Origin of the sequence: Variovorax sp. J22G73 (assembly GCF_030317035.1) — a bacterium.
Classification (GTDB): Bacteria; Pseudomonadota; Gammaproteobacteria; order Burkholderiales; family Burkholderiaceae_C; genus Variovorax.
The window spans coordinates 85,054-100,982 of sequence record NZ_JASZYK010000015.1 but is presented as its reverse complement, the minus strand read 5'-3'; the positions used below and the strand labels follow the sequence as shown (position 1 = coordinate 100,982).

18 protein-coding genes are annotated in these 15,929 nt (G+C 70.0%); 10 read left to right on the top strand and 8 right to left on the bottom strand.

Annotated features, from left to right (window positions below):
- Positions 1-9: 9 nt before the first annotated feature.
- Both QTI51_RS33710 and QTI51_RS33705 read right to left on the bottom strand, forming a co-directional pair.
- Complete coding sequence (locus QTI51_RS33710; protein ID WP_116912794.1) at positions 10-1,332, bottom strand: MFS transporter; 1,323 nt, start codon at positions 1,330-1,332, stop codon at positions 10-12.
- 139 nt (positions 1,333-1,471) lie between these two features.
- Positions 1,472-1,963 carry a MarR family winged helix-turn-helix transcriptional regulator gene (locus QTI51_RS33705; RefSeq protein WP_116912793.1) on the bottom strand — a complete coding sequence of 164 codons (492 nt, stop codon included), beginning with the start codon at positions 1,961-1,963 and terminating at the stop codon, positions 1,472-1,474.
- 75 nt (positions 1,964-2,038) lie between these two features.
- On the opposite strand from QTI51_RS33705, the gene QTI51_RS33700 reads away from it, so the two are divergent.
- The 7 genes from QTI51_RS33700 to QTI51_RS33670 all read left to right on the top strand — a co-directional run bounded on the left by QTI51_RS33700 (position 2,039) and on the right by QTI51_RS33670 (position 8,159).
- On the top strand, positions 2,039-2,596 hold the full coding sequence (locus QTI51_RS33700; RefSeq protein ID WP_116912792.1) for a PaaI family thioesterase: 558 nt from the start codon (positions 2,039-2,041) through the stop codon (positions 2,594-2,596).
- 283 nt (positions 2,597-2,879) lie between these two features.
- Positions 2,880-3,857: a Fe(3+) ABC transporter substrate-binding protein gene (locus tag QTI51_RS33695; protein ID WP_286517469.1), complete on the top strand. Its 978-nt coding sequence runs from the start codon at positions 2,880-2,882 to the stop codon at positions 3,855-3,857.
- A 34-nt stretch (positions 3,858-3,891) separates the two neighbouring features.
- The gene (locus QTI51_RS33690) at positions 3,892-5,571 is read left to right on the top strand and encodes an ABC transporter permease (protein WP_116912790.1); all 1,680 of its coding nucleotides are present in this window, start codon (positions 3,892-3,894) and stop codon (positions 5,569-5,571) included.
- Entirely contained in the window at positions 5,568-6,251 is a 684-nt protein-coding gene (locus tag QTI51_RS33685) for an ABC transporter ATP-binding protein (RefSeq protein WP_116912789.1), read from the top strand. Before QTI51_RS33690 ends, QTI51_RS33685 begins: the two co-directional genes overlap by 4 nt.
- A 119-nt stretch (positions 6,252-6,370) precedes the next feature.
- A complete protein-coding gene (locus QTI51_RS33680; protein WP_116912788.1) occupies positions 6,371-7,051 on the top strand; it encodes a glutathione S-transferase family protein in 681 nt (226 codons plus the stop codon).
- A gap of 72 nt (positions 7,052-7,123) precedes the next feature.
- Positions 7,124-7,537: a lactoylglutathione lyase gene (gloA, locus tag QTI51_RS33675; protein WP_116912787.1), complete on the top strand. Its 414-nt coding sequence runs from the start codon at positions 7,124-7,126 to the stop codon at positions 7,535-7,537.
- Positions 7,538-7,601: 64 nt separating this feature from the next.
- The gene (locus QTI51_RS33670) at positions 7,602-8,159 is read left to right on the top strand and encodes a DUF1697 domain-containing protein (RefSeq protein WP_116912786.1); all 558 of its coding nucleotides are present in this window, start codon (positions 7,602-7,604) and stop codon (positions 8,157-8,159) included.
- Between the two features lie 23 nt (positions 8,160-8,182).
- On the opposite strand, the gene QTI51_RS33665 is transcribed toward QTI51_RS33670, so the two are convergent.
- The 4 genes from QTI51_RS33665 to QTI51_RS33650 all read right to left on the bottom strand — a co-directional run bounded on the left by QTI51_RS33665 (position 8,183) and on the right by QTI51_RS33650 (position 12,210).
- Positions 8,183-8,911, bottom strand: a complete 729-nt coding sequence (locus QTI51_RS33665) for a haloacid dehalogenase type II (protein WP_116912785.1) — start codon at positions 8,909-8,911, stop codon at positions 8,183-8,185.
- Positions 8,912-8,913: 2 nt separating this feature from the next.
- Complete coding sequence (gene eda, locus QTI51_RS33660; protein WP_116912784.1) at positions 8,914-9,549, bottom strand: bifunctional 4-hydroxy-2-oxoglutarate aldolase/2-dehydro-3-deoxy-phosphogluconate aldolase; 636 nt, start codon at positions 9,547-9,549, stop codon at positions 8,914-8,916.
- 42 nt (positions 9,550-9,591) lie between these two features.
- Positions 9,592-11,442: a phosphogluconate dehydratase gene (edd, locus tag QTI51_RS33655; protein ID WP_286517446.1), complete on the bottom strand. Its 1,851-nt coding sequence runs from the start codon at positions 11,440-11,442 to the stop codon at positions 9,592-9,594.
- Positions 11,443-11,649: 207 nt separating this feature from the next.
- Positions 11,650-12,210 (bottom strand): OmpA family protein, encoded by a 561-nt coding sequence (locus QTI51_RS33650; protein WP_116912782.1) that lies wholly within the window; start codon positions 12,208-12,210, stop codon positions 11,650-11,652.
- Between the two features lie 135 nt (positions 12,211-12,345).
- Between QTI51_RS33650 and QTI51_RS33645 the strand changes: the two genes are divergently transcribed.
- Together QTI51_RS33645 and QTI51_RS33640 are read left to right on the top strand one after the other, a co-directional pair.
- Positions 12,346-13,095, top strand: a complete 750-nt coding sequence (locus tag QTI51_RS33645) for a gamma-glutamylcyclotransferase (RefSeq protein WP_116912781.1) — start codon at positions 12,346-12,348, stop codon at positions 13,093-13,095.
- Positions 13,092-13,631 (top strand): superoxide dismutase family protein, encoded by a 540-nt coding sequence (locus QTI51_RS33640; protein ID WP_116912780.1) that lies wholly within the window; start codon positions 13,092-13,094, stop codon positions 13,629-13,631. Before QTI51_RS33645 ends, QTI51_RS33640 begins: the two co-directional genes overlap by 4 nt.
- A gap of 12 nt (positions 13,632-13,643) precedes the next feature.
- Here QTI51_RS33640 and QTI51_RS33635 read toward each other — a convergent pair whose 3' ends face one another.
- The gene (locus QTI51_RS33635; protein WP_116912779.1) at positions 13,644-14,210 is read right to left on the bottom strand and encodes a nucleotidyltransferase family protein; all 567 of its coding nucleotides are present in this window, start codon (positions 14,208-14,210) and stop codon (positions 13,644-13,646) included.
- Positions 14,211-14,239: 29 nt separating this feature from the next.
- Between QTI51_RS33635 and pdxH the strand changes: the two genes are divergently transcribed.
- Entirely contained in the window at positions 14,240-14,935 is a 696-nt protein-coding gene (gene pdxH, locus QTI51_RS33630) for a pyridoxamine 5'-phosphate oxidase (protein ID WP_116912914.1), read from the top strand.
- Positions 14,936-14,951: 16 nt separating this feature from the next.
- Here the strand turns inward: pdxH and QTI51_RS33625 are convergent, their stop codons facing one another.
- A complete protein-coding gene (locus tag QTI51_RS33625) occupies positions 14,952-15,902 on the bottom strand; it encodes an AEC family transporter (RefSeq protein WP_116912778.1) in 951 nt (316 codons plus the stop codon).
- Between the last annotated feature and the right edge of the window lie 27 nt (positions 15,903-15,929).

Genomic DNA, 15,929 nt, shown 5'->3' with positions numbered 1-15,929 from the left:
CTCGTGGGTTCAGGCGCGCGCCGCGGCGGCACCGGTGCTGGCGGCCGGCGTGCCGGACTTGGCCGCGGGGCGGCGGATCATCATCACGATCACCGCGGCCACCAGGCAGGCGGCACCGGCGGCGTACAGCGCGGGGGTGTAGGTCAGCAGCAGCGTGCGGGCAAAGCCGGCGCCGTAGGCGGCGGTGGCGGCGCCGAGCTGGTGCGCGGCAAAGACCCAGCCGAACACCAGGCCGACCTTGGCCGGGCCGAAGGCGGCGCCCGCGAGCTTGACGGTGGGCGGCACGGTGGCGATCCAGTCGAGGCCGTAGAACATCGCGAAGATGCCCAGGCCGTAGATGGTGAACTCCGAATGCGGCAGCCAGAACAGCGACAGCCCGCGCAGGCCGTAGTACCAGAACAGCAGCTTGCGGTTGTCGTAGCGGTCCGACAGCCAGCCCGACAGGATGGTGCCCACGAAGTCGAAGGCGCCCATCATCGCGAGCACCGAGGCGGCCGGCACGGCGCCCATGCCGTTGTCGCCGCACAGCGAGATGAAGTGGGTCTGCACCAAGCCGTTGGTGCTCAGCCCGCAGATGAAGAAGGTGCCCGCCAGGATCCAGAAGGTGCGGTTGGTCGAGACTTCCTTCAGCACGCGGAACGGCGTGGCGAAGTTCATCATGGGCACGGCGGCGGCAGGGGCAGCGGGCTGCGTGCCGGGCTTTTCACCGTAGGGCAGCAGGCCGATGTCCGACGGGCGGTTGCGCATCAGGCACAGGGCCAGCACGCCGATGAGCACGCTGCCGATCACGATAGGCACGATGGCCGAGCGCCAGCCCCAGTGCTCGATCATCCAGGCCGCGAACGGCAGGAAGGCCAGCTGCCCGGTGGCCGAGCTGGCCGTGAGCATGCCGATGACCAGGCCGCGCCGCGCCACGAACCAGCGGTTGGCCACCACCGCGCCGAGCACCAGCGCCGTCATGCCGGTGCCCAGGCCCAGCATCAGGCTCCACAGCACGAACAGTTGCCACAGCTGCGAGGCCATGGTGACCAGCGCCATGCCCAGGCCCACCAGCGTGAGGCCGGTGCAGATGACGGCGCGCAGGCCGTAGCGCTCCATCAGCACCGCGGCGAACGGGCCCATGAGGCCGAACAGCGCGAAGCGCAGCGCCAGCGCCGAGGAGATCTGCTCGGTGCTCCAGCCGAACTCCTGCCCCAGCGGCTTGAGCATGGCGCCCGGCAGGCCCAGCGCCGCCGACATGGTCAGCATGGTCAGGAAGGTGATGGCGGCGACGATCCATCCGTAGTGAATGCCGCGGCGCTGCAGCCATGCGGAGACTTGGGTGGCGAACATGGGACCTCTGCTGTTGGAATTGAATGGAGGAAAAACGCGAATACAAAACGCAAAAACACGAAAGACGCGGTCGCGCGCGCAGCCTCTGCGCGGCGATGAATAAAGGGGGTGTCTCGGGTATCGCTGGGGCGGGAAACGCTCAGTCTTCGATGGCGGGCTCGTCGTCGGCGCCCAGCAGTTCCATCGCGTCGTCGATCAGCTGGTGCAGCGCGAGCACGCGCTCCACGCCCAGAAGCGCATTGATCTTCTGCTGCGCCGACTTCCAGTACTGCTGCGCTTCGCGGCGCTTGGCCTCGCCCGCCTCGGTGAGCTGCACCAGCAGGCTGCGCGCATCGGCGCCGGCACTTTGCGCGATGAAGCCCGCGGCAATCAGCGGCTGCAGGTTGCGGCTGAGGGTGGAGGCGGTCATCTTGAGTTCGCCCGCCAGGTCGACCGGCCGCGAGGGGCCCAGCCGCGCCAGGTGCGACAGCAGCGAGTACTGCGTGGTCTTCAGGCCGCTTTGCGACACCTCGGCGTCGTAGTGCTGCGACAGGCGGCGCGAGAGCTGGCGCACCTTGAAGCTGGTGCAGCCGCGCGGCTTGGCGGCGGTCGTCGTGTTGGCGACTGGGGTGACGGTGGCGGCGGTTTCCATGGGATATTATTGTATGTGCAACTATTGCATATGCAATAAACACCTCCCGACAAAGCCCCCAGAAGGAACGCAGGCATGACCCCAACCGCCGAGACCCCGAACCAGCTCGAAGCCTGGATTGCCGAAGAACGCCACATCGCCGAGCGGCTCGACGCCGGCCCGGGCCCCGGCCTGGCCCGCCCCGACCAGCTCGCCGGCAAGACCGGCCTGGAGATCATGCAGGCCATGCTGAACGGCGACATTCCCTACGCCGCCATCGCCAAGACGCTGGACTTCACCATCCTGGAAGTGCGCCAGGGCGTGGCCGTTTTCCAGGGCACGCCGCTGCCCCGGCACCTGAACCCGCTGGGCACCATCCATGGCGGCTGGGTCGCGACCATGCTCGACTCCGCCCTGGGCTGCTCGGTGCACACCATGATGCCGCCCGGTCGCGCCTACACCACCGCCGAACTGGGCGTGAACTACGTGAAGGGCCTCACGCCCAAGGTGCAGCGCGTGCGCGCCGAGGGCAAGGTGATCCATTGCGGCAAGCAGCTGGCCACCGCCGAGGCGCGGCTGTACGGCCCGGACGGCACGCTGTACGCGCATGCCACGACGACCTGCCTGGTGTTTGAGATCCCTCCAGCGCGCTGAGCCAAGCCGCGCGACAGGGCGCAACGCGGGGCGCGCCGGTGCGCAACGGGGCAAAGTAGGCCTTTGCCACGTAAGTGCAAAGGCCTCCCCGCCCGATCCTCCCAGTGATAATTATTCTCATCGCGGCCAGAACGACGACAACAACAAGCGCCGGCGTTTCCAGAACATTTCACTGCTCCCCCGGAGGATCTTCATGACCGAACGCTCCCGCGTCCACGGCCGCGCCGCGCGCGCACTGTTTGGCACCAGCACCGCCATCGCCGCCTGACTCGCCGTCACGGCCCTGCCTGCTCAGGCCGCCGCCGCCGACGAACTCACGCTGTACACCACGCGCGAGCCCGCGCTGATCCAGCCGCTGATCTCCGCCTTCAGCGCGCAGAGCAACATCAAGGTCAACACCGTGTTCGTGAAAGACGGCCTGCTGGAGCGCGTGAAGGCCGAGGGCGCGCGCTCGCCCGCCGACGTATTGATGACGGTCGACATCGGCAACCTCATGGACCTGGTCGACGGCGGCGTCACGCAGCCGGTGAAGTCGGCCGCGCTCGAATCGGCCATTCCGGCCAACCTGCGCGGCGCCGACGGCCAGTGGTTCTCGCTGTCGATGCGCGCGCGCGTGCTGTACGCCGACAAGGGCCTGCCGCTGAACAGCTTCCGCTACGAAGACCTGGCCAACCCCAAGTACAAGGGCAAGGTCTGCATCCGCGCGGGCCAGCACCCGTACAACACCGCGCTGGTCGCTTCGCTCATCGCGCACGACGGCGAGGCCAAGGCCGAGCAATGGCTGCGCGGCGTGAAGGCCAACCTGGCACGCAAGGCCACGGGCGGCGACCGCGACGTGGCGCGCGACATCCTGGGCGGCATCTGCGACGTGGGCCTGGCAAATTCGTACTACGTGGGCCAGATGAAGAGCGCGAAGGAAGGCACCGACGCGCGCAAGTGGGGCGACGGCATCAAGGTCGTGCGCCCGACCTTCGCCAGGAGCGGCGGCACGCACGTGAACATCAGCGGCGCGTCGGTCGCCAGGAATGCGCCGCAGCGCGCCAACGCGGTCAAGCTGCTCGAGTTTTTGGTGTCGGAGCCGGCGCAGTCGCTGTATGCGCAGGCCAACTTCGAATACCCGGTGCGCAAGGGCGTGGCGCTGGACCCGATCATCGGCCAGAGCATCGGCGAGCTGAAGGTCGATCCGCTGCCGCTCACAGACATCGCCAAGTACCGCAAGCAGGCCAGCGCGCTGGTCGACAAGGTCGGCTTCGACCAGTGACCACGCGGGCCGGGCACGCCTTGCCGGCGACTGAATGAACCTGCTCCGGCGCCAGCCGCCGGGCCTGCGCGCAGCGGGCCCGGCCTGGCGCTGCGCGTCGTTGCTGATCGCCCTCGGCGTGCTTGCGCCGGTGCTCACGCTGGCGTGGCTCGCATTTGGCTCGGGCGTGGGGCACTGGGGGCCGCTGCTGGCGCATGTGCTGCCGCAGGCGGCGCTCAACACGGCCTTGCTGCTGGCGGGCGTCGGCGCGCTGGTGCTGCTGATCGGCACCGGCTGCGCCTGGCTGGTGACGGCGCACGACTTTCCGGGGCGCGGCGTGCTGCACTGGGCGCTGCTGCTGCCGCTGGCCATGCCGACCTACATCGTCGCCTTCGCCTACCTCGACCTGCTGCACCCCATCGGCCCGGTGCAGGGCGCCATCCGCTGGATGCTGGGCTTCGACAGCCCGCGCCAGTTCCGCCTGCCCGACCTGCGCTCGCTGCCGGGCGCCGTCTTCGTGCTGGGCTTCGTGCTGTACCCGTACGTCTACCTGACGGCGCGCGCGATGTTCATGACGCAGCCCGCGCACCTGATGGAAGCCGCGCGCATGCTCGGCGAAAGCCGGCGTGGCGCGTTCTTCAGGGTGGCGCTGCCGCTGGCCCGGCCCGCGCTGGCCGTGGGGCTGAGCCTGGCGCTGCTGGAGACGCTCAACGACATCGGCGCCTCCGAATTCCTGGGCGTGAACACGCTCACCGTGGCCGTCTACACCACGTGGATCACGCGCTCCGACCTCGCGGGCGCGGCGCAGATCGCCTGCGCCATGCTGTTCGTGGTGGTGGCGCTGGTGTGGCTGGAGCGCCATGGCCGGCAGCACCAGCGCTTCGGCTCGGCGCAGCGCATGCGGGCCGTGCAGCCGCGCCGGCTGCGTGGTGGCGCCGCCTGGGCCGCGACCGCGACAGCCTCGCTGCCGGTGCTGGTCGGCTTCGTCGCGCCCGCGCTGTACCTGGTCTGGGAAAGCGCCAAGCGGCTGTACCAGGGCGGCGGCATTTCCCGCGGGCTGGTCGCAAGCCTGGGCAACACGCTGGCGCTGGCCGCCGGTGTCACGGTCGTCGCCGTGGCCGCCGGGCTGGTCGTCGCCTGGGCCGCGCGCGGCCAGGGCTCGCGGCCCAACCGCGCGCGCTGGCAGGCGCGCGTGGCTGCGCTGGGCTACGCGGTGCCGGGCACGGTGCTGGCCATCGGGCTGCTCACGCCCGCGCTCGCCTTCGACGGGGCGCTGGCCACGGCGATGGGCTGGCAAGGCCTGCCGCTGATGGGCGCGGGCGTCGTGCTGGTCGTGGCCTGCGTGATCCGCTTCCTGGCGATGCCGGTCGGCGGCATCGAGGCCGGGCTGGCGCGCATTCCGCCGGCCATCGAACAAGCCTCGCGCCTGCTCGGCGAAACCACCGCCGGCACGCTGCGCCGCGTGCACCTGCCACTGCTGCGGCCCGCATTGGCGGCCGGCGCGCTGCTGGTGTTTGTCGATGCCATGAAGGAGCTGCCGGCCACGCTGCTGCTGCGCCCCGCCAATTTCGACACCCTCGCCACCTGGCTCTACGCCGAGGCCGCGCGCGGCACCTACGAAGAAGGCGCCATCGCCGCGCTCGCCATCGTGCTGGCCGGCCTGCTGCCCGTGGTGCTGCTCGCGCGCAACCCGCTGGGCACGCCTTCGAACACCCCCGTACCCGACAAGACATGAGCGCTCCCCTGAACATCGATGCGGTCCAGCTCGCATACGACACCTCGCGCGGCCCGCACACGGTCGTCGACGGCTTCTCGCTCGCACTGAAGGCGGGCGACATCGCCTGCCTGTTCGGCCCCTCGGGCTGCGGCAAGACGACGGTGCTGCGCGCCATCGCGGGCTTCGAGCCGGTGCGCGCGGGCACGGTCCGCCTGGGCGAGGTGCTGCTGTCGTCCACGCACACGCACCTGCCGCCCGAGCAACGGCGCGTGGGCATGATGTTCCAGGAGTACGCGCTGTTCCCGCACCTGTCGGCGGCGAAGAACGTGGCCTTCGGGCTGCGCCGCCTCGACCGCGCCGCGCAGCAGTCGCGCGTGGCCGAGATGCTGGCGCTCGTGGGGCTGGCCGAGGCCGGCGAGCGTTACCCGCACGAGCTTTCCGGCGGCCAGCAGCAACGCATCGCGCTGGCCCGCGCGCTGGCGCCCTCGCCTTCCTTGCTGCTGCTCGACGAGCCCTTCTCCAACCTCGACGGCGGCACGCGCGAACGGCTCACGGCCGAGGTGCGCGGCATCCTGAAGCAGGCGGGCCAGACCGCGGTGCTGGTCACGCACAACGAGGCCGAAGCGCACGCCATGGCCGACCGCATCGGCGTGATGCACGGCGGGCGCATCACGCACTGGCTGGACACCGAGGCATAGCACAAGGCGCCCGTTCGGCGAATGGGCTTCGCGGGAAAAGGTTGTTCGGTATCGCAAGAATCGCGGCGATCCATGGTTCCCACATCCCCGCACCAGCACACCCGAGAACGGAAAGCCCCATGCCGCAAGCCCTCACCCTCGTCAGCCACCTGCTGTGCCCGTACGTGCAGCGCGCCGCCATCGCGCTGCATGAAAAAGGCGTGCCCTTCGAGCGCGTCGTCATCGACCTCGCGAACAAGCCCCAGTGGTTCCTCGACATCTCGCCGCTGGGCAAGGTGCCGCTGCTGAAAGTACGCCAGCCCGACGGCAACGAAACCGTGCTGTTCGAAAGCAACGTGATCTGCGAGTACCTCGAAGAAACGCAGTCCGGCGCCCGCCTGCACCCCGAAGACCCGCTCGCACGTGCGCAGCATCGCGCGTGGATGGAGTTCGGCTCGGCCACGCTGGCCGACCTCTGGGGCTACGAAACCACGCAGGACGCTGCCGTGTTCGAGCAGAAGCGGCTCGCCCTGGTCGCCAAGTTCGAGCGCGTGGAAGCCGCGTTGGGCGAAGGCCCCTACTTCGCGGGCACGAACTTCAGCCTGGTCGACGCGGTCTTCGCGCCCGTGTTCCGCTACTTCGAGGTGTTCGACGCCATCACCGATTCGCACGTTTTCGACACGTTGCCCAAGGTGAACGCCTGGCGCAAGGCGCTGGCCGCGCGGCCCAGCGTGCGCGCGGCGGTGGTGCCCGAGTACCCGCAGCACCTCATGGCGTTCCTGGAGCGCCACCAGGCCCACCTGCTGACGCTGGCGGCTTGATCGGCGCGCCGGGAGGCGGACAATAGCGGCCTCCCCTTTTTCGATCACTCCATAACTACACGGCACCACGAGATGCGATTCCTCCACACCATGCTGCGCGTCGGCAACCTCCAGCGCTCCATCGACTTCTATACCAAGGTGCTCGGCATGAACCTGCTGCGCACCTCGGAAAACCCCGAGTACAAGTACAGCCTCGCCTTCCTCGGCTTCGACAAGGGCAACCCCGGGCAGGCCGAGATCGAGCTCACCTACAACTGGGGCACCGAGAGCTACGAGCTCGGTACCGCCTATGGCCACATCGCGCTCGGCGTGCCCGATGCGTATGCGGCCTGCGAGAAGATCAAGGCCAGCGGCGGCAACGTGACGCGCGAAGCCGGCCCGGTGAAGGGCGGCACTACCGTGATCGCGTTCGTGACGGACCCCGACGGCTACAAGATCGAGCTGATCCAGCGCGACGAAGACGCCGCCGGCGGCGGGCTGCGCTGAGTCTCCACGAGCGGCACGGGCGGCACGGGCAGCACCAGCAACACGAACAACACCCGGTAGCACCATGGCCAGTGCGAAGCAACCCGCCGCCACGCGCCACGTCGCGCTGCTGCGCGGCGTGAACGTCAACGGCATCGCGATCAAGAGCGCCGAGCTGAAGGCGCTGTTCGCCGATGACCTCGGCTTCGGCGCGGTGCGCACCGTGCTCGCCAGCGGCAACGTGCTGTTCGACACCGACACCAGCGATGCCGCTGCGCTGCGCACGCGCATCGAGCAGGCGCTGCGCAAGCGCTTCGGCTACGACGCATGGATCGTGCTGCTCACGCAGAAGCAGGTGGCGGCCATGGCCAAGGGCTACCCCTTCGAGCGCATCGACGACGAGCGGCATCCGTACATCGTGTTCGGCTCCGACGCGGCGATGCTCGACGAAGTGTTGGAGAAGGCCGGCGCCGTCGACGCCGACGTCGAGCAACTGAAGCGCGGCAAGGGCGTGCTGTACTGGCAATGCCCGCGCGGCGAAAGCCTGGACACCCCGGTGGCCAAGCTGCTCGCGAAAACGCGCTACAAGTCGAGCACCACCACGCGCAACCTGCGCACGGTCGAAAAGCTGGTCACCGGCTGATCAGCGGCTGATCACCCGGCGGGTCAGCACCCCAGCAGGTCCGCCAGCGCGTTGATGTCGCGCGCGTGCAGGTGGTTGTCCGGCTGCGGCGACACGTCTTTCGGCTGCGCGCGGCCGAACTCGTACGGCCGCTCGATATACGCGGACTTCAGGCCGCACACGCGCGCGGCGGCCAGGTCGTCGTGGTGCGCGGCGGCCAGCATCACCTGCCCGGGCGTCGCGTCGAACACGCCCGCCACGCCCAGGTAGGTGCGCGGGTCGGGCTTGTAGGCCTTGAACACTTCGGCCGACAGCACGCAGTCCCAGGGCAGGCCGGCGCGCTTGGCCATTTCGGTGAGCAGGCCGATGTTGCCGTTCGACAGCGTGCAGATGGTGAACTTCTTCTTCAGCCGCGTGAGCCCGGCGACCGCATCGGGCCAGGCCGGCAGGCGGTGCCAGGCGCGGCTCAGGTCGCGCTTGGCGGCGGTGTCGAGCCGGTCGCCCAGGCCGAAGTCGCGCAGCACCTGCTCGAGCATGCTCAGGTGCAGTTCGTCGAGCAGCGTGAAGCCGCCCTCGCCCGCGGCGATGCGCTCCATCACGGCCTTCATGGCGGGCTGGTAGCCCGCGCGCCAGGCCAGCGCGAAGGCCGCGCCGTCCACGCCCGGCAAGGCGCTCTGGGCCTCCGCGGCAATGCCGCTGTGCCAGTCGACCACCGTGCCGAAGACGTCGAACGCGATGACCTTCAGGTCGCTCGCGTCGAAATCGGTGCGCATGCTCAGCGCGGCAGCTGGCTCGCGGCGCGTGCCAGTTGCTCGATGCGGGCCCAGTCGCCGTCGCGGATGGCGTCGGCCGGCACGATCCACGAACCGCCCACGCAGGCCACGTTCGACAGCGCGAGAAACTCCGCCGCGTTGCCCGCATGGATGCCGCCCGTGGGGCAGAAGGTGACGTCGCCGAACGGACCTTGCCAGGCCTTCAGCATCGGCAGGCCGCCGGCCTGCAGCGCGGGGAAGAACTTCAGCTGGGTGTAGCCGTCTTCCTGCGCCGTCATGATCTCGCTGCCGGTGGCCACGCCGGGCAGCAGCGGCAGGCCGAGGTCGTGGCAGGCCTTGCCGACCGAGCGCGTGTAGCCCGGGCTCACGCCGAACTTGGCGCCGGCCAGCGCGGAGGCCTGCGCGTCGGCAGCGCTGCGGATGGTGCCCGCGCCGGCCACGGCCTCGGGCACGTCCCTGGCGATGGCCTCGATGCACTGCAGCGCCTGCGGCGTGCGCAGCGTCACCTCGAGCATGCGGATGCCGCCGGCGACCAGCGCGCGCGCCAGGGGCACGGCGTCTTTCACGTCGTTCAGCACGATGACCGGAATGACGGGTGCGTCGCGCATCACGTCGAGGGGGGTGAGTCTGTCTGTCATCTCATGGCTCCAAAAATTTCTTGCGGCCCGCGCAGGGCCCGGTCACATCCAGGTGCAGGCGCCTTCTTCGGCGGTCAGCGCATTGCGGCGCATGCCGGCGAACAGCTCGCGGCCCAGGCCGTGCCCGTCCGCGATGCGTTGTGCTTCGGACAGCGTCGCGGTCTCGCGCGCGGCCCATTCGTCTTCGGGAAGCAGCACGGCGAGCGTACCCGCTATGGCGTCCAGGCGAATCAGGTCGCCGTCGCGCACCTTGGCCAGCGGGCCACCGGCGGCCGCCTCGGGCGACACGTGGATGGCGGCCGGGATCTTGCCGGAGGCACCGCTCATGCGCCCGTCGGTCACCAGCGCCACGCGAAAGCCCTTGCCCTGCAGCACCGACAGCGGCGGCGTGAGCTTGTGCAGCTCGGGCATGCCATTGGCCTGCGGGCCCTGCCAGCGCACCACGCAGACCACGTCGCGCTCCAGCTCGCCGGCGGTGAAGGCCTTCTGCAGCGCGGCCTGCGAGTCGAACACGCGCGCGGGCGCCTCGATGACGTGGCGGTCGTCGGGCACCGAAGACACCTTGATCACGCTGCGCCCCAGGTTGCCGCTCAGCAGCTTCAGGCCGCCGGTGGCGCTGAAGGGGCTGGCCACCGTGCGCGTGATGGCTTCGTTCTTCAGCGGCGCGGCGGGCGTCCATTGCAGGCGCTGCGCCTGTGCATCGCCCGCGGCATCCACAGGGTGGGGAATGTTCGCGAACTCGTGGATGCCGCCGGCGCGCACCGTGAGCACGTCGCCGTGCATCAGACCCGCGTCGACCAGCTCGCCGATGACGAAGCCCGGACCGCCTGCGGCCTGGAACTCGTTCACGTCGGCGCTGCCGTTGGGGTACACGCGGGTCAGCAGCGGAACGATGTCCGAAAGCTTCGAGAAGTCGTCCCAGTCGATCACGACGCCCGCGGCGCGGGCCACGGCCACCCAGTGGATCAGGTGGTTGGTGGAGCCGCCGGTGGCCAGCAGCGCGACCATGGCGTTGACGATGCAGCGCTCGTCGACCATTTCGCCAATCGGCGGACAGTTGAACGCGGCGTCGCTCGCCTTGCCGAGCACCGTGCGCACGGCTTCGCGCGTGAGCGTGTCGCGCATCGCGTCGCCGGGCTGGATGAAGGCCGTGCCGGGCACGTGCAGGCCCATGGCCTCGAGCAGCATCTGGTTGCTGTTGGCCGTGCCGTAGAAGGTGCAGGTGCCCACCGAGTGGTACGCGGCCATTTCGGCGTCGAGCAGGCCCTGGCGGCCCACGAGCCCCTGCGCGGCCTGCTCGCGCACCTTCGACTTGGCGCCGTTCGACAGGCCCGAGGCCATCGGGCCGGCGGGCACGAACACGGTGGGCAGATGGCCGAAGTGCAGCGCGCCGATCAGCAGGCCGGGCACGATCTTGTCGCACACGCCCAGCAGCAGCGCCGCGTCGAACATGTCGTGCGTGAGCGCGACGGCGGTGCTCATGGCGATGAGGTCGCGGCTGAACAGGCTCAGCTCCATGCCGGGCGTGCCCTGCGTCACCCCGTCGCACATGGCGGGCACGCCGCCGGCCACCTGGGCGGTGGCGCCGAGGCGGCGGGCCTCCTGCTTGATGATGTCCGGGTAGCCCTGGTACGGCGCGTGGGCCGAGAGCATGTCGTTGTAGGCGGTGACGATGCCGATGTTGGGTGCGCGCTCGGTCACCACGCGGAACTTGTCGTTGGCCGGAATGCCGGCCACCGCGTGCGCCACGTTGGCGCAGCCCATGCGGTCGGAGCCGCGGTCGCGGTTGCGGATTTCTGCGAGGCGGGCGAGGTAGGCGCTGCGCAGCCCCTCGCTGCGCTCGCGGATGCGATCGGTGACGTCGCGTACGGTGGGGTGTGTGCTGCTGCTCATGGGGGTCGTGGGCTCTTGCTGCGTCTTGCTGCGTGTCGCCAGGGCGACGGTGGGCCTGGGGGCCCATCGTACCAAGCGATGCGCGAAAGCCCGATGAAATCCGGCCGGCTGGCAATACGAATTTACCCATCCGCGCCGCCGGGCGCGGCACCCATGAAAAAGCCCGGCATCACCGGGCTTTTCTTGCAACCGAAGGTGACGCCGAGCTCAGTCGACCAGCTTCACCTCGACCCGGCGCGCCTCGGCATTGTTGCCCGAGCCGGCCGTGACTTCGGGCTTCTGCAGGTCGATCTTCGCGGCCGGCACGCCCAGGCCCACCAGCACGTCGCGGATCATTTCGGCGCGCTTCTTGGCGAGCGACTCGTTCACGGCGGGGTCGCCGGTGGTGTCGTGGTAGCCCGAAACGACTGCCTTGCGGCCGCTTTCCACGCCCTTGATGACCGCGGCCAGCGCCTCGGCGGCGCCGGGCGCCAGGTCGGCGCTGCCGGTGGCGAAGTAGAAGTTCACCACGCCGTTGGCCACGCGGATGCTCGCGCCGTCGGGAATGGTCACGGTCACCGTCTCGGTCACCTCGGCCACCTTGGGCTCGGCGCCGGGGGCGGGCGTGGAGATGACCACCGCCGGCTGGGCCGCCGCGGCCTGCGCGACGGTGGCCGGGTTGTGGCCCTTGTGCCAGAGCACGATGCCGATCACGAAGAAGATCACCAGGGCGATCAGCGCCATGACGAATCCGAGGATGAAATTCTGCTGGCTGTCGTCGTCGCTCATCGGGGGTCTTGCTCCGTAGGAAAGAGGGCGGTAAATAATGGTACGGTGAACCATGATCAGGAAATTGTAGGCGTCGGCCCCGGCACTTCCGTGTCGGACCCCGCGCCGGATCCCGGTCCGCCGGGACTCGACCCCATGCCCACCCCGCTGCGCGATCCACAGCCGATGCTCGAGCGCGCCATTGCCGACTGGGGCGGGCATGAGGACCTGTGGCTCTTCGGCTACGGCTCGCTCATCTGGCGGCCGGAGTTCGATTTCATCGAGCGGCGCCAGGCCTGGGTGCGCGGCTGGCACCGGGCGCTGAAGATGTGGAGCCGCGTAAACCGCGGCAGCGTGCAGGTGCCCGGCCTGGTGTTCGGCCTGCTTTCGGGCGGCAGTTGCCGGGGCATGGTGTTTCGCGTGCCGAAGGCCGACGGCCTGGCCACGCTGCGCCGGCTCTGGCTGCGCGAAATGCCCACGGGCGTGTACGACCCGAAGTGGCTGACTTGCGGCACGGCCGACGGCCCGGTGCGCGCGCTGGCCTTCACGCTCTCGCGGCGCAGCCCCAACTTCACCGGCGAACTCACCGACGAGCGCTACCGCCACATCTTCGCCAACGCGGTGGGCCGCTACGGCAGCTCGCTCGACTACGCGCGCCAGACGCTGCTGGAACTGCAGCGCCACGCCATCCACGACGCCGCGCTGGCCCGGCTGGTGGCGCTGGCCGCGGCGCAGGAACAGCAGCGCCAGCAGCAGACCGGTGCAGAGGCCGAGGCCGCCGCCGATTGCGATGCGCCGCCGCCTCCGGTATACGTTCCGGGTTCCGCGGAAACTTCGTCCCCCGCTGCGGCCCCTGTTCCCTCCCACCCTTCCCAACCGTCCAACCCGTCCAAGGACCACACATGAACCAAAGCCGTCTCATCGCCACCGGCAGCCTCGTGCTCGCCTCCGCCCTCCTCGCCGCCTGCGGCAGCATGGGCGGCAAGCCCAGCACGGCCGTCGAACTGGTGCCCACCGGCGCCATCACGCCCAACCCGACCCGCGGCACGGTGAACTTCACCGCGCTGGAGCACGGCCTGCGCGTGTCGGGCGAGGTGCGCGGCCTGGTGCCGGGCAGCGAGCACGGCTTCCACATCCATGAAAAGGGCGACTGCGGCAACAACGGCGATGCCTCGGGCGGCCACTTCAACCCGACCGGCGGCACGCACGGCAAGTTCGCCGCGCCCGGCAGCCATGCCGGCGAACTGCCGAGCCTGGTGGCCGACGCCGGCGGCGTGGCCCGTTTCAGCGTGGAAGACCATTCCATCTCGCTGACCGACGGCGCCGTCAACAACGTGGCCGGCCGCGCGCTGGTGGTGCACCGCGACCGCGACGACTTCACGACGCAGCCCTCGGGCAACTCGGGCCCGCGCATCGCCTGCGCGGTCATCCCCAAGCCCTGAGCGAGAAAAAAGCTAGCCGCCCCGGCGCGCCAGCCAGAGCGCCTCGGCCTGCGCCAGCGCGGCGGGCGTGTCGACATCGGTGACCACGCCGATGTCGTCCACCGCCAGGTCGGCCACCGAGGCGATGGCGCGCATCGATTTCAGGACCGGCGATGCGCCCAGGTTCCCCGCCAGGGCCGCGAGCTGCGGGCCGCAGCCGGCCGCGAAGCCGACCGGGTGGCCACGCTCCCCCTGGTAGTTCGGCTGCACGGCGTTCACCCGGCCGTCGAGCGCCGCCGCCACCGCCCGCAGCGTGGCCGCCTGCACCAGCGGCAAATCACCCGGCAAGACCAGCCAGCCCGGCGCGTCGCGCGTGGCGCGCACCGCCGCGGCAATCGAATCGCCCATGCCCGGATGCCCTGCGTCTTCCACATGCCATGGCAGGCCGCTGGCGCGCACGGCATCGAGCGTGCGCTCCAGCACCGGCTTGCCGGCGAGCAGCGCCTTCAGCTTGGAGCCCGAGCCCCCGGCCGCCACGAACCGCTCGCCGCGGCCCGAAGCCAGCACGATCACCACGGGGGAATTTGCCTTCGTCGTCATCGCGCGAGTATGTGCGCAACAATCCCGCCATGACTTCCCCTCTCTCCAATGACGCGCTGGCCGCGCTGCGCAAGAGCTACGAGCGCGCGGAACTCGGCGAGGCGCACAGCGCGGGCGATCCGCTGAAGCAGTTCGAGCGCTGGCTCACCGAAGCCATCGACGCGCAGGTGCCCGAGCCCAATGCCATGACGCTGTGCACCGTGGGCAGCGACCTGCGGCCGTCCAGCCGCATCGTGCTCATCAAGGGCTACGACGCGCGCGGCCTCGTCTGGTACACAAACTACGAAAGCCGCAAGGGCCGCGAGCTGTCGGGCAACCCCTATGCGTCGCTGCAGTTCCACTGGGTCGAGCTGGAGCGCGTGGTGCGCATCGAAGGCCGCGTCGAGAAGGCCGGCGCCGACGAGAGCGACGCCTACTTCAAGAGCCGCCCGCTCGACTCGCGCATCGGCGCCTGGGCCAGCCCGCAGAGCGAGGTGATCAGCGGGCGCGACGTGCTGGTGAAGAACGCGGCCCTGTTCGCGGCCAAGCACCTGCTGTCGCCGCCGCGCCCGCCGCACTGGGGCGGCTACCGGCTGGTGCCCGACCGCTGGGAGTTCTGGCAGGGCCGCAAGAGCCGGCTGCACGACCGGCTGCGCTACCGGCGCGAAGCAGGTACAGGTGTGGATGCGGGTGCAGGTGCGGGCGCCGAAGGCAGCGACTGGGTGCGCGAACGCCTCGCGCCCTGACCGCCCGGGGCCGGTCTCAAGGAAGGTACCGCACGCACACCATCACCAGCGTGAGCGTGCCCAGCGCCAGCACCGTGGACACCGCGACGCTGGCCGTCACCAGGTCTTCGGCCGTGCGATAGCGCTGCGAAAACAGAAACACGTTGGCGCCGATGGGCAGCGCCGCGGCCACCACCATCACCGTGAGCGGAATGCCGCGCACGCCCAGCAGCCAGCCGATGCCGGCCACCAGCAGCGGATGCAGCAGGTTCTTCACCAGCGCCTGCGCGAGCGCGCCACGCCAGTGCCGCCCGATGGGCGTGAGCGCCAGCGTGATGCCCACCATCACCAGCGCCACCGGGCCGAAAGCCTGGCCCAGCAGCTGGATCGGCTTGTCGATCACCTCGGGCATGGTCCAGCCGGTCTGCGCGAACAGCAGGCCCGCCATGATCGGCAGCGGCACCGGGTGCACGATGGCGTTGCGCAGGGCGCGCAGAACGGTGCGAGACATCGAGCGCCTGTCGGCCCCGCCGACCGCGGCGTGCTCACGCGCCACCGCCAGTTCGAGCACCACGGTGGCGCTGGTCAACAGCACCAGCGAATGCAGCGAGATCAGCGTGAGCAGCACCACCATGCCGGGCTCGCCATACGCGAGGTCCACCAGCACGATGCCGATCATCACGGTGTTGCTGTAGGTGTTGGCCAGCGCGATCACCGCCGCCGTGCGGTTGAAGCCGCGCAGGGCCAGGGTGCCCGCGAACAGCAGGCCCGAGGCAATGAAGTAAGCCGCCACCGGCTTCAGGCTGAGCTGCTCGACGTGCACCGTGCTCATCGCGCGGAAGAGCAGCGCGGGCGCGAGCAGTAAAAAGATGAGGTTCGACAGGTCTTTCACGGCATTGCCGCCGATCCAGCGGCGGCGCCCGGCGAGGTAGCCGGCGGCGATGAGAAGAACAACGGGGAGAAGCGAAGAGATGACGAAGGAATTCACGCGGCGAGGATAGCCGAGGGATTTCTG

Bases quoted from the DNA above. Each gene is read 5' to 3' on its own strand.
- edd (WP_286517446.1), bottom strand. From the start codon at position 11,442: ATGAGCAGCAGCACACACCCCACCGTACGCGACGTCACCGATCGCATC.
- QTI51_RS33680 (WP_116912788.1), top strand. From the start codon at position 6,371: ATGCCGCAAGCCCTCACCCTCGTCAGCCACCTGCTGTGCCCGTACGTG.
- QTI51_RS33635 (WP_116912779.1), bottom strand. From the start codon at position 14,210: ATGACGACGAAGGCAAATTCCCCCGTGGTGATCGTGCTGGCTTCGGGC.
- eda (WP_116912784.1), bottom strand. From the start codon at position 9,549: ATGACAGACAGACTCACCCCCCTCGACGTGATGCGCGACGCACCCGTC.
- QTI51_RS33640 (WP_116912780.1), top strand. From the start codon at position 13,092: ATGAACCAAAGCCGTCTCATCGCCACCGGCAGCCTCGTGCTCGCCTCC.
- gloA (WP_116912787.1), top strand. From the start codon at position 7,124: ATGCGATTCCTCCACACCATGCTGCGCGTCGGCAACCTCCAGCGCTCC.
- QTI51_RS33705 (WP_116912793.1), bottom strand. From the start codon at position 1,963: ATGGAAACCGCCGCCACCGTCACCCCAGTCGCCAACACGACGACCGCC.
- pdxH (WP_116912914.1), top strand. From the start codon at position 14,240: ATGACTTCCCCTCTCTCCAATGACGCGCTGGCCGCGCTGCGCAAGAGC.
- QTI51_RS33710 (WP_116912794.1), bottom strand. From the start codon at position 1,332: ATGTTCGCCACCCAAGTCTCCGCATGGCTGCAGCGCCGCGGCATTCAC.
- QTI51_RS33670 (WP_116912786.1), top strand. From the start codon at position 7,602: ATGGCCAGTGCGAAGCAACCCGCCGCCACGCGCCACGTCGCGCTGCTG.
- QTI51_RS33685 (WP_116912789.1), top strand. From the start codon at position 5,568: ATGAGCGCTCCCCTGAACATCGATGCGGTCCAGCTCGCATACGACACC.
- QTI51_RS33650 (WP_116912782.1), bottom strand. From the start codon at position 12,210: ATGAGCGACGACGACAGCCAGCAGAATTTCATCCTCGGATTCGTCATG.
- QTI51_RS33700 (WP_116912792.1), top strand. From the start codon at position 2,039: ATGACCCCAACCGCCGAGACCCCGAACCAGCTCGAAGCCTGGATTGCC.
- QTI51_RS33690 (WP_116912790.1), top strand. From the start codon at position 3,892: ATGAACCTGCTCCGGCGCCAGCCGCCGGGCCTGCGCGCAGCGGGCCCG.
- QTI51_RS33645 (WP_116912781.1), top strand. From the start codon at position 12,346: ATGCCCACCCCGCTGCGCGATCCACAGCCGATGCTCGAGCGCGCCATT.
- QTI51_RS33665 (WP_116912785.1), bottom strand. From the start codon at position 8,911: ATGCGCACCGATTTCGACGCGAGCGACCTGAAGGTCATCGCGTTCGAC.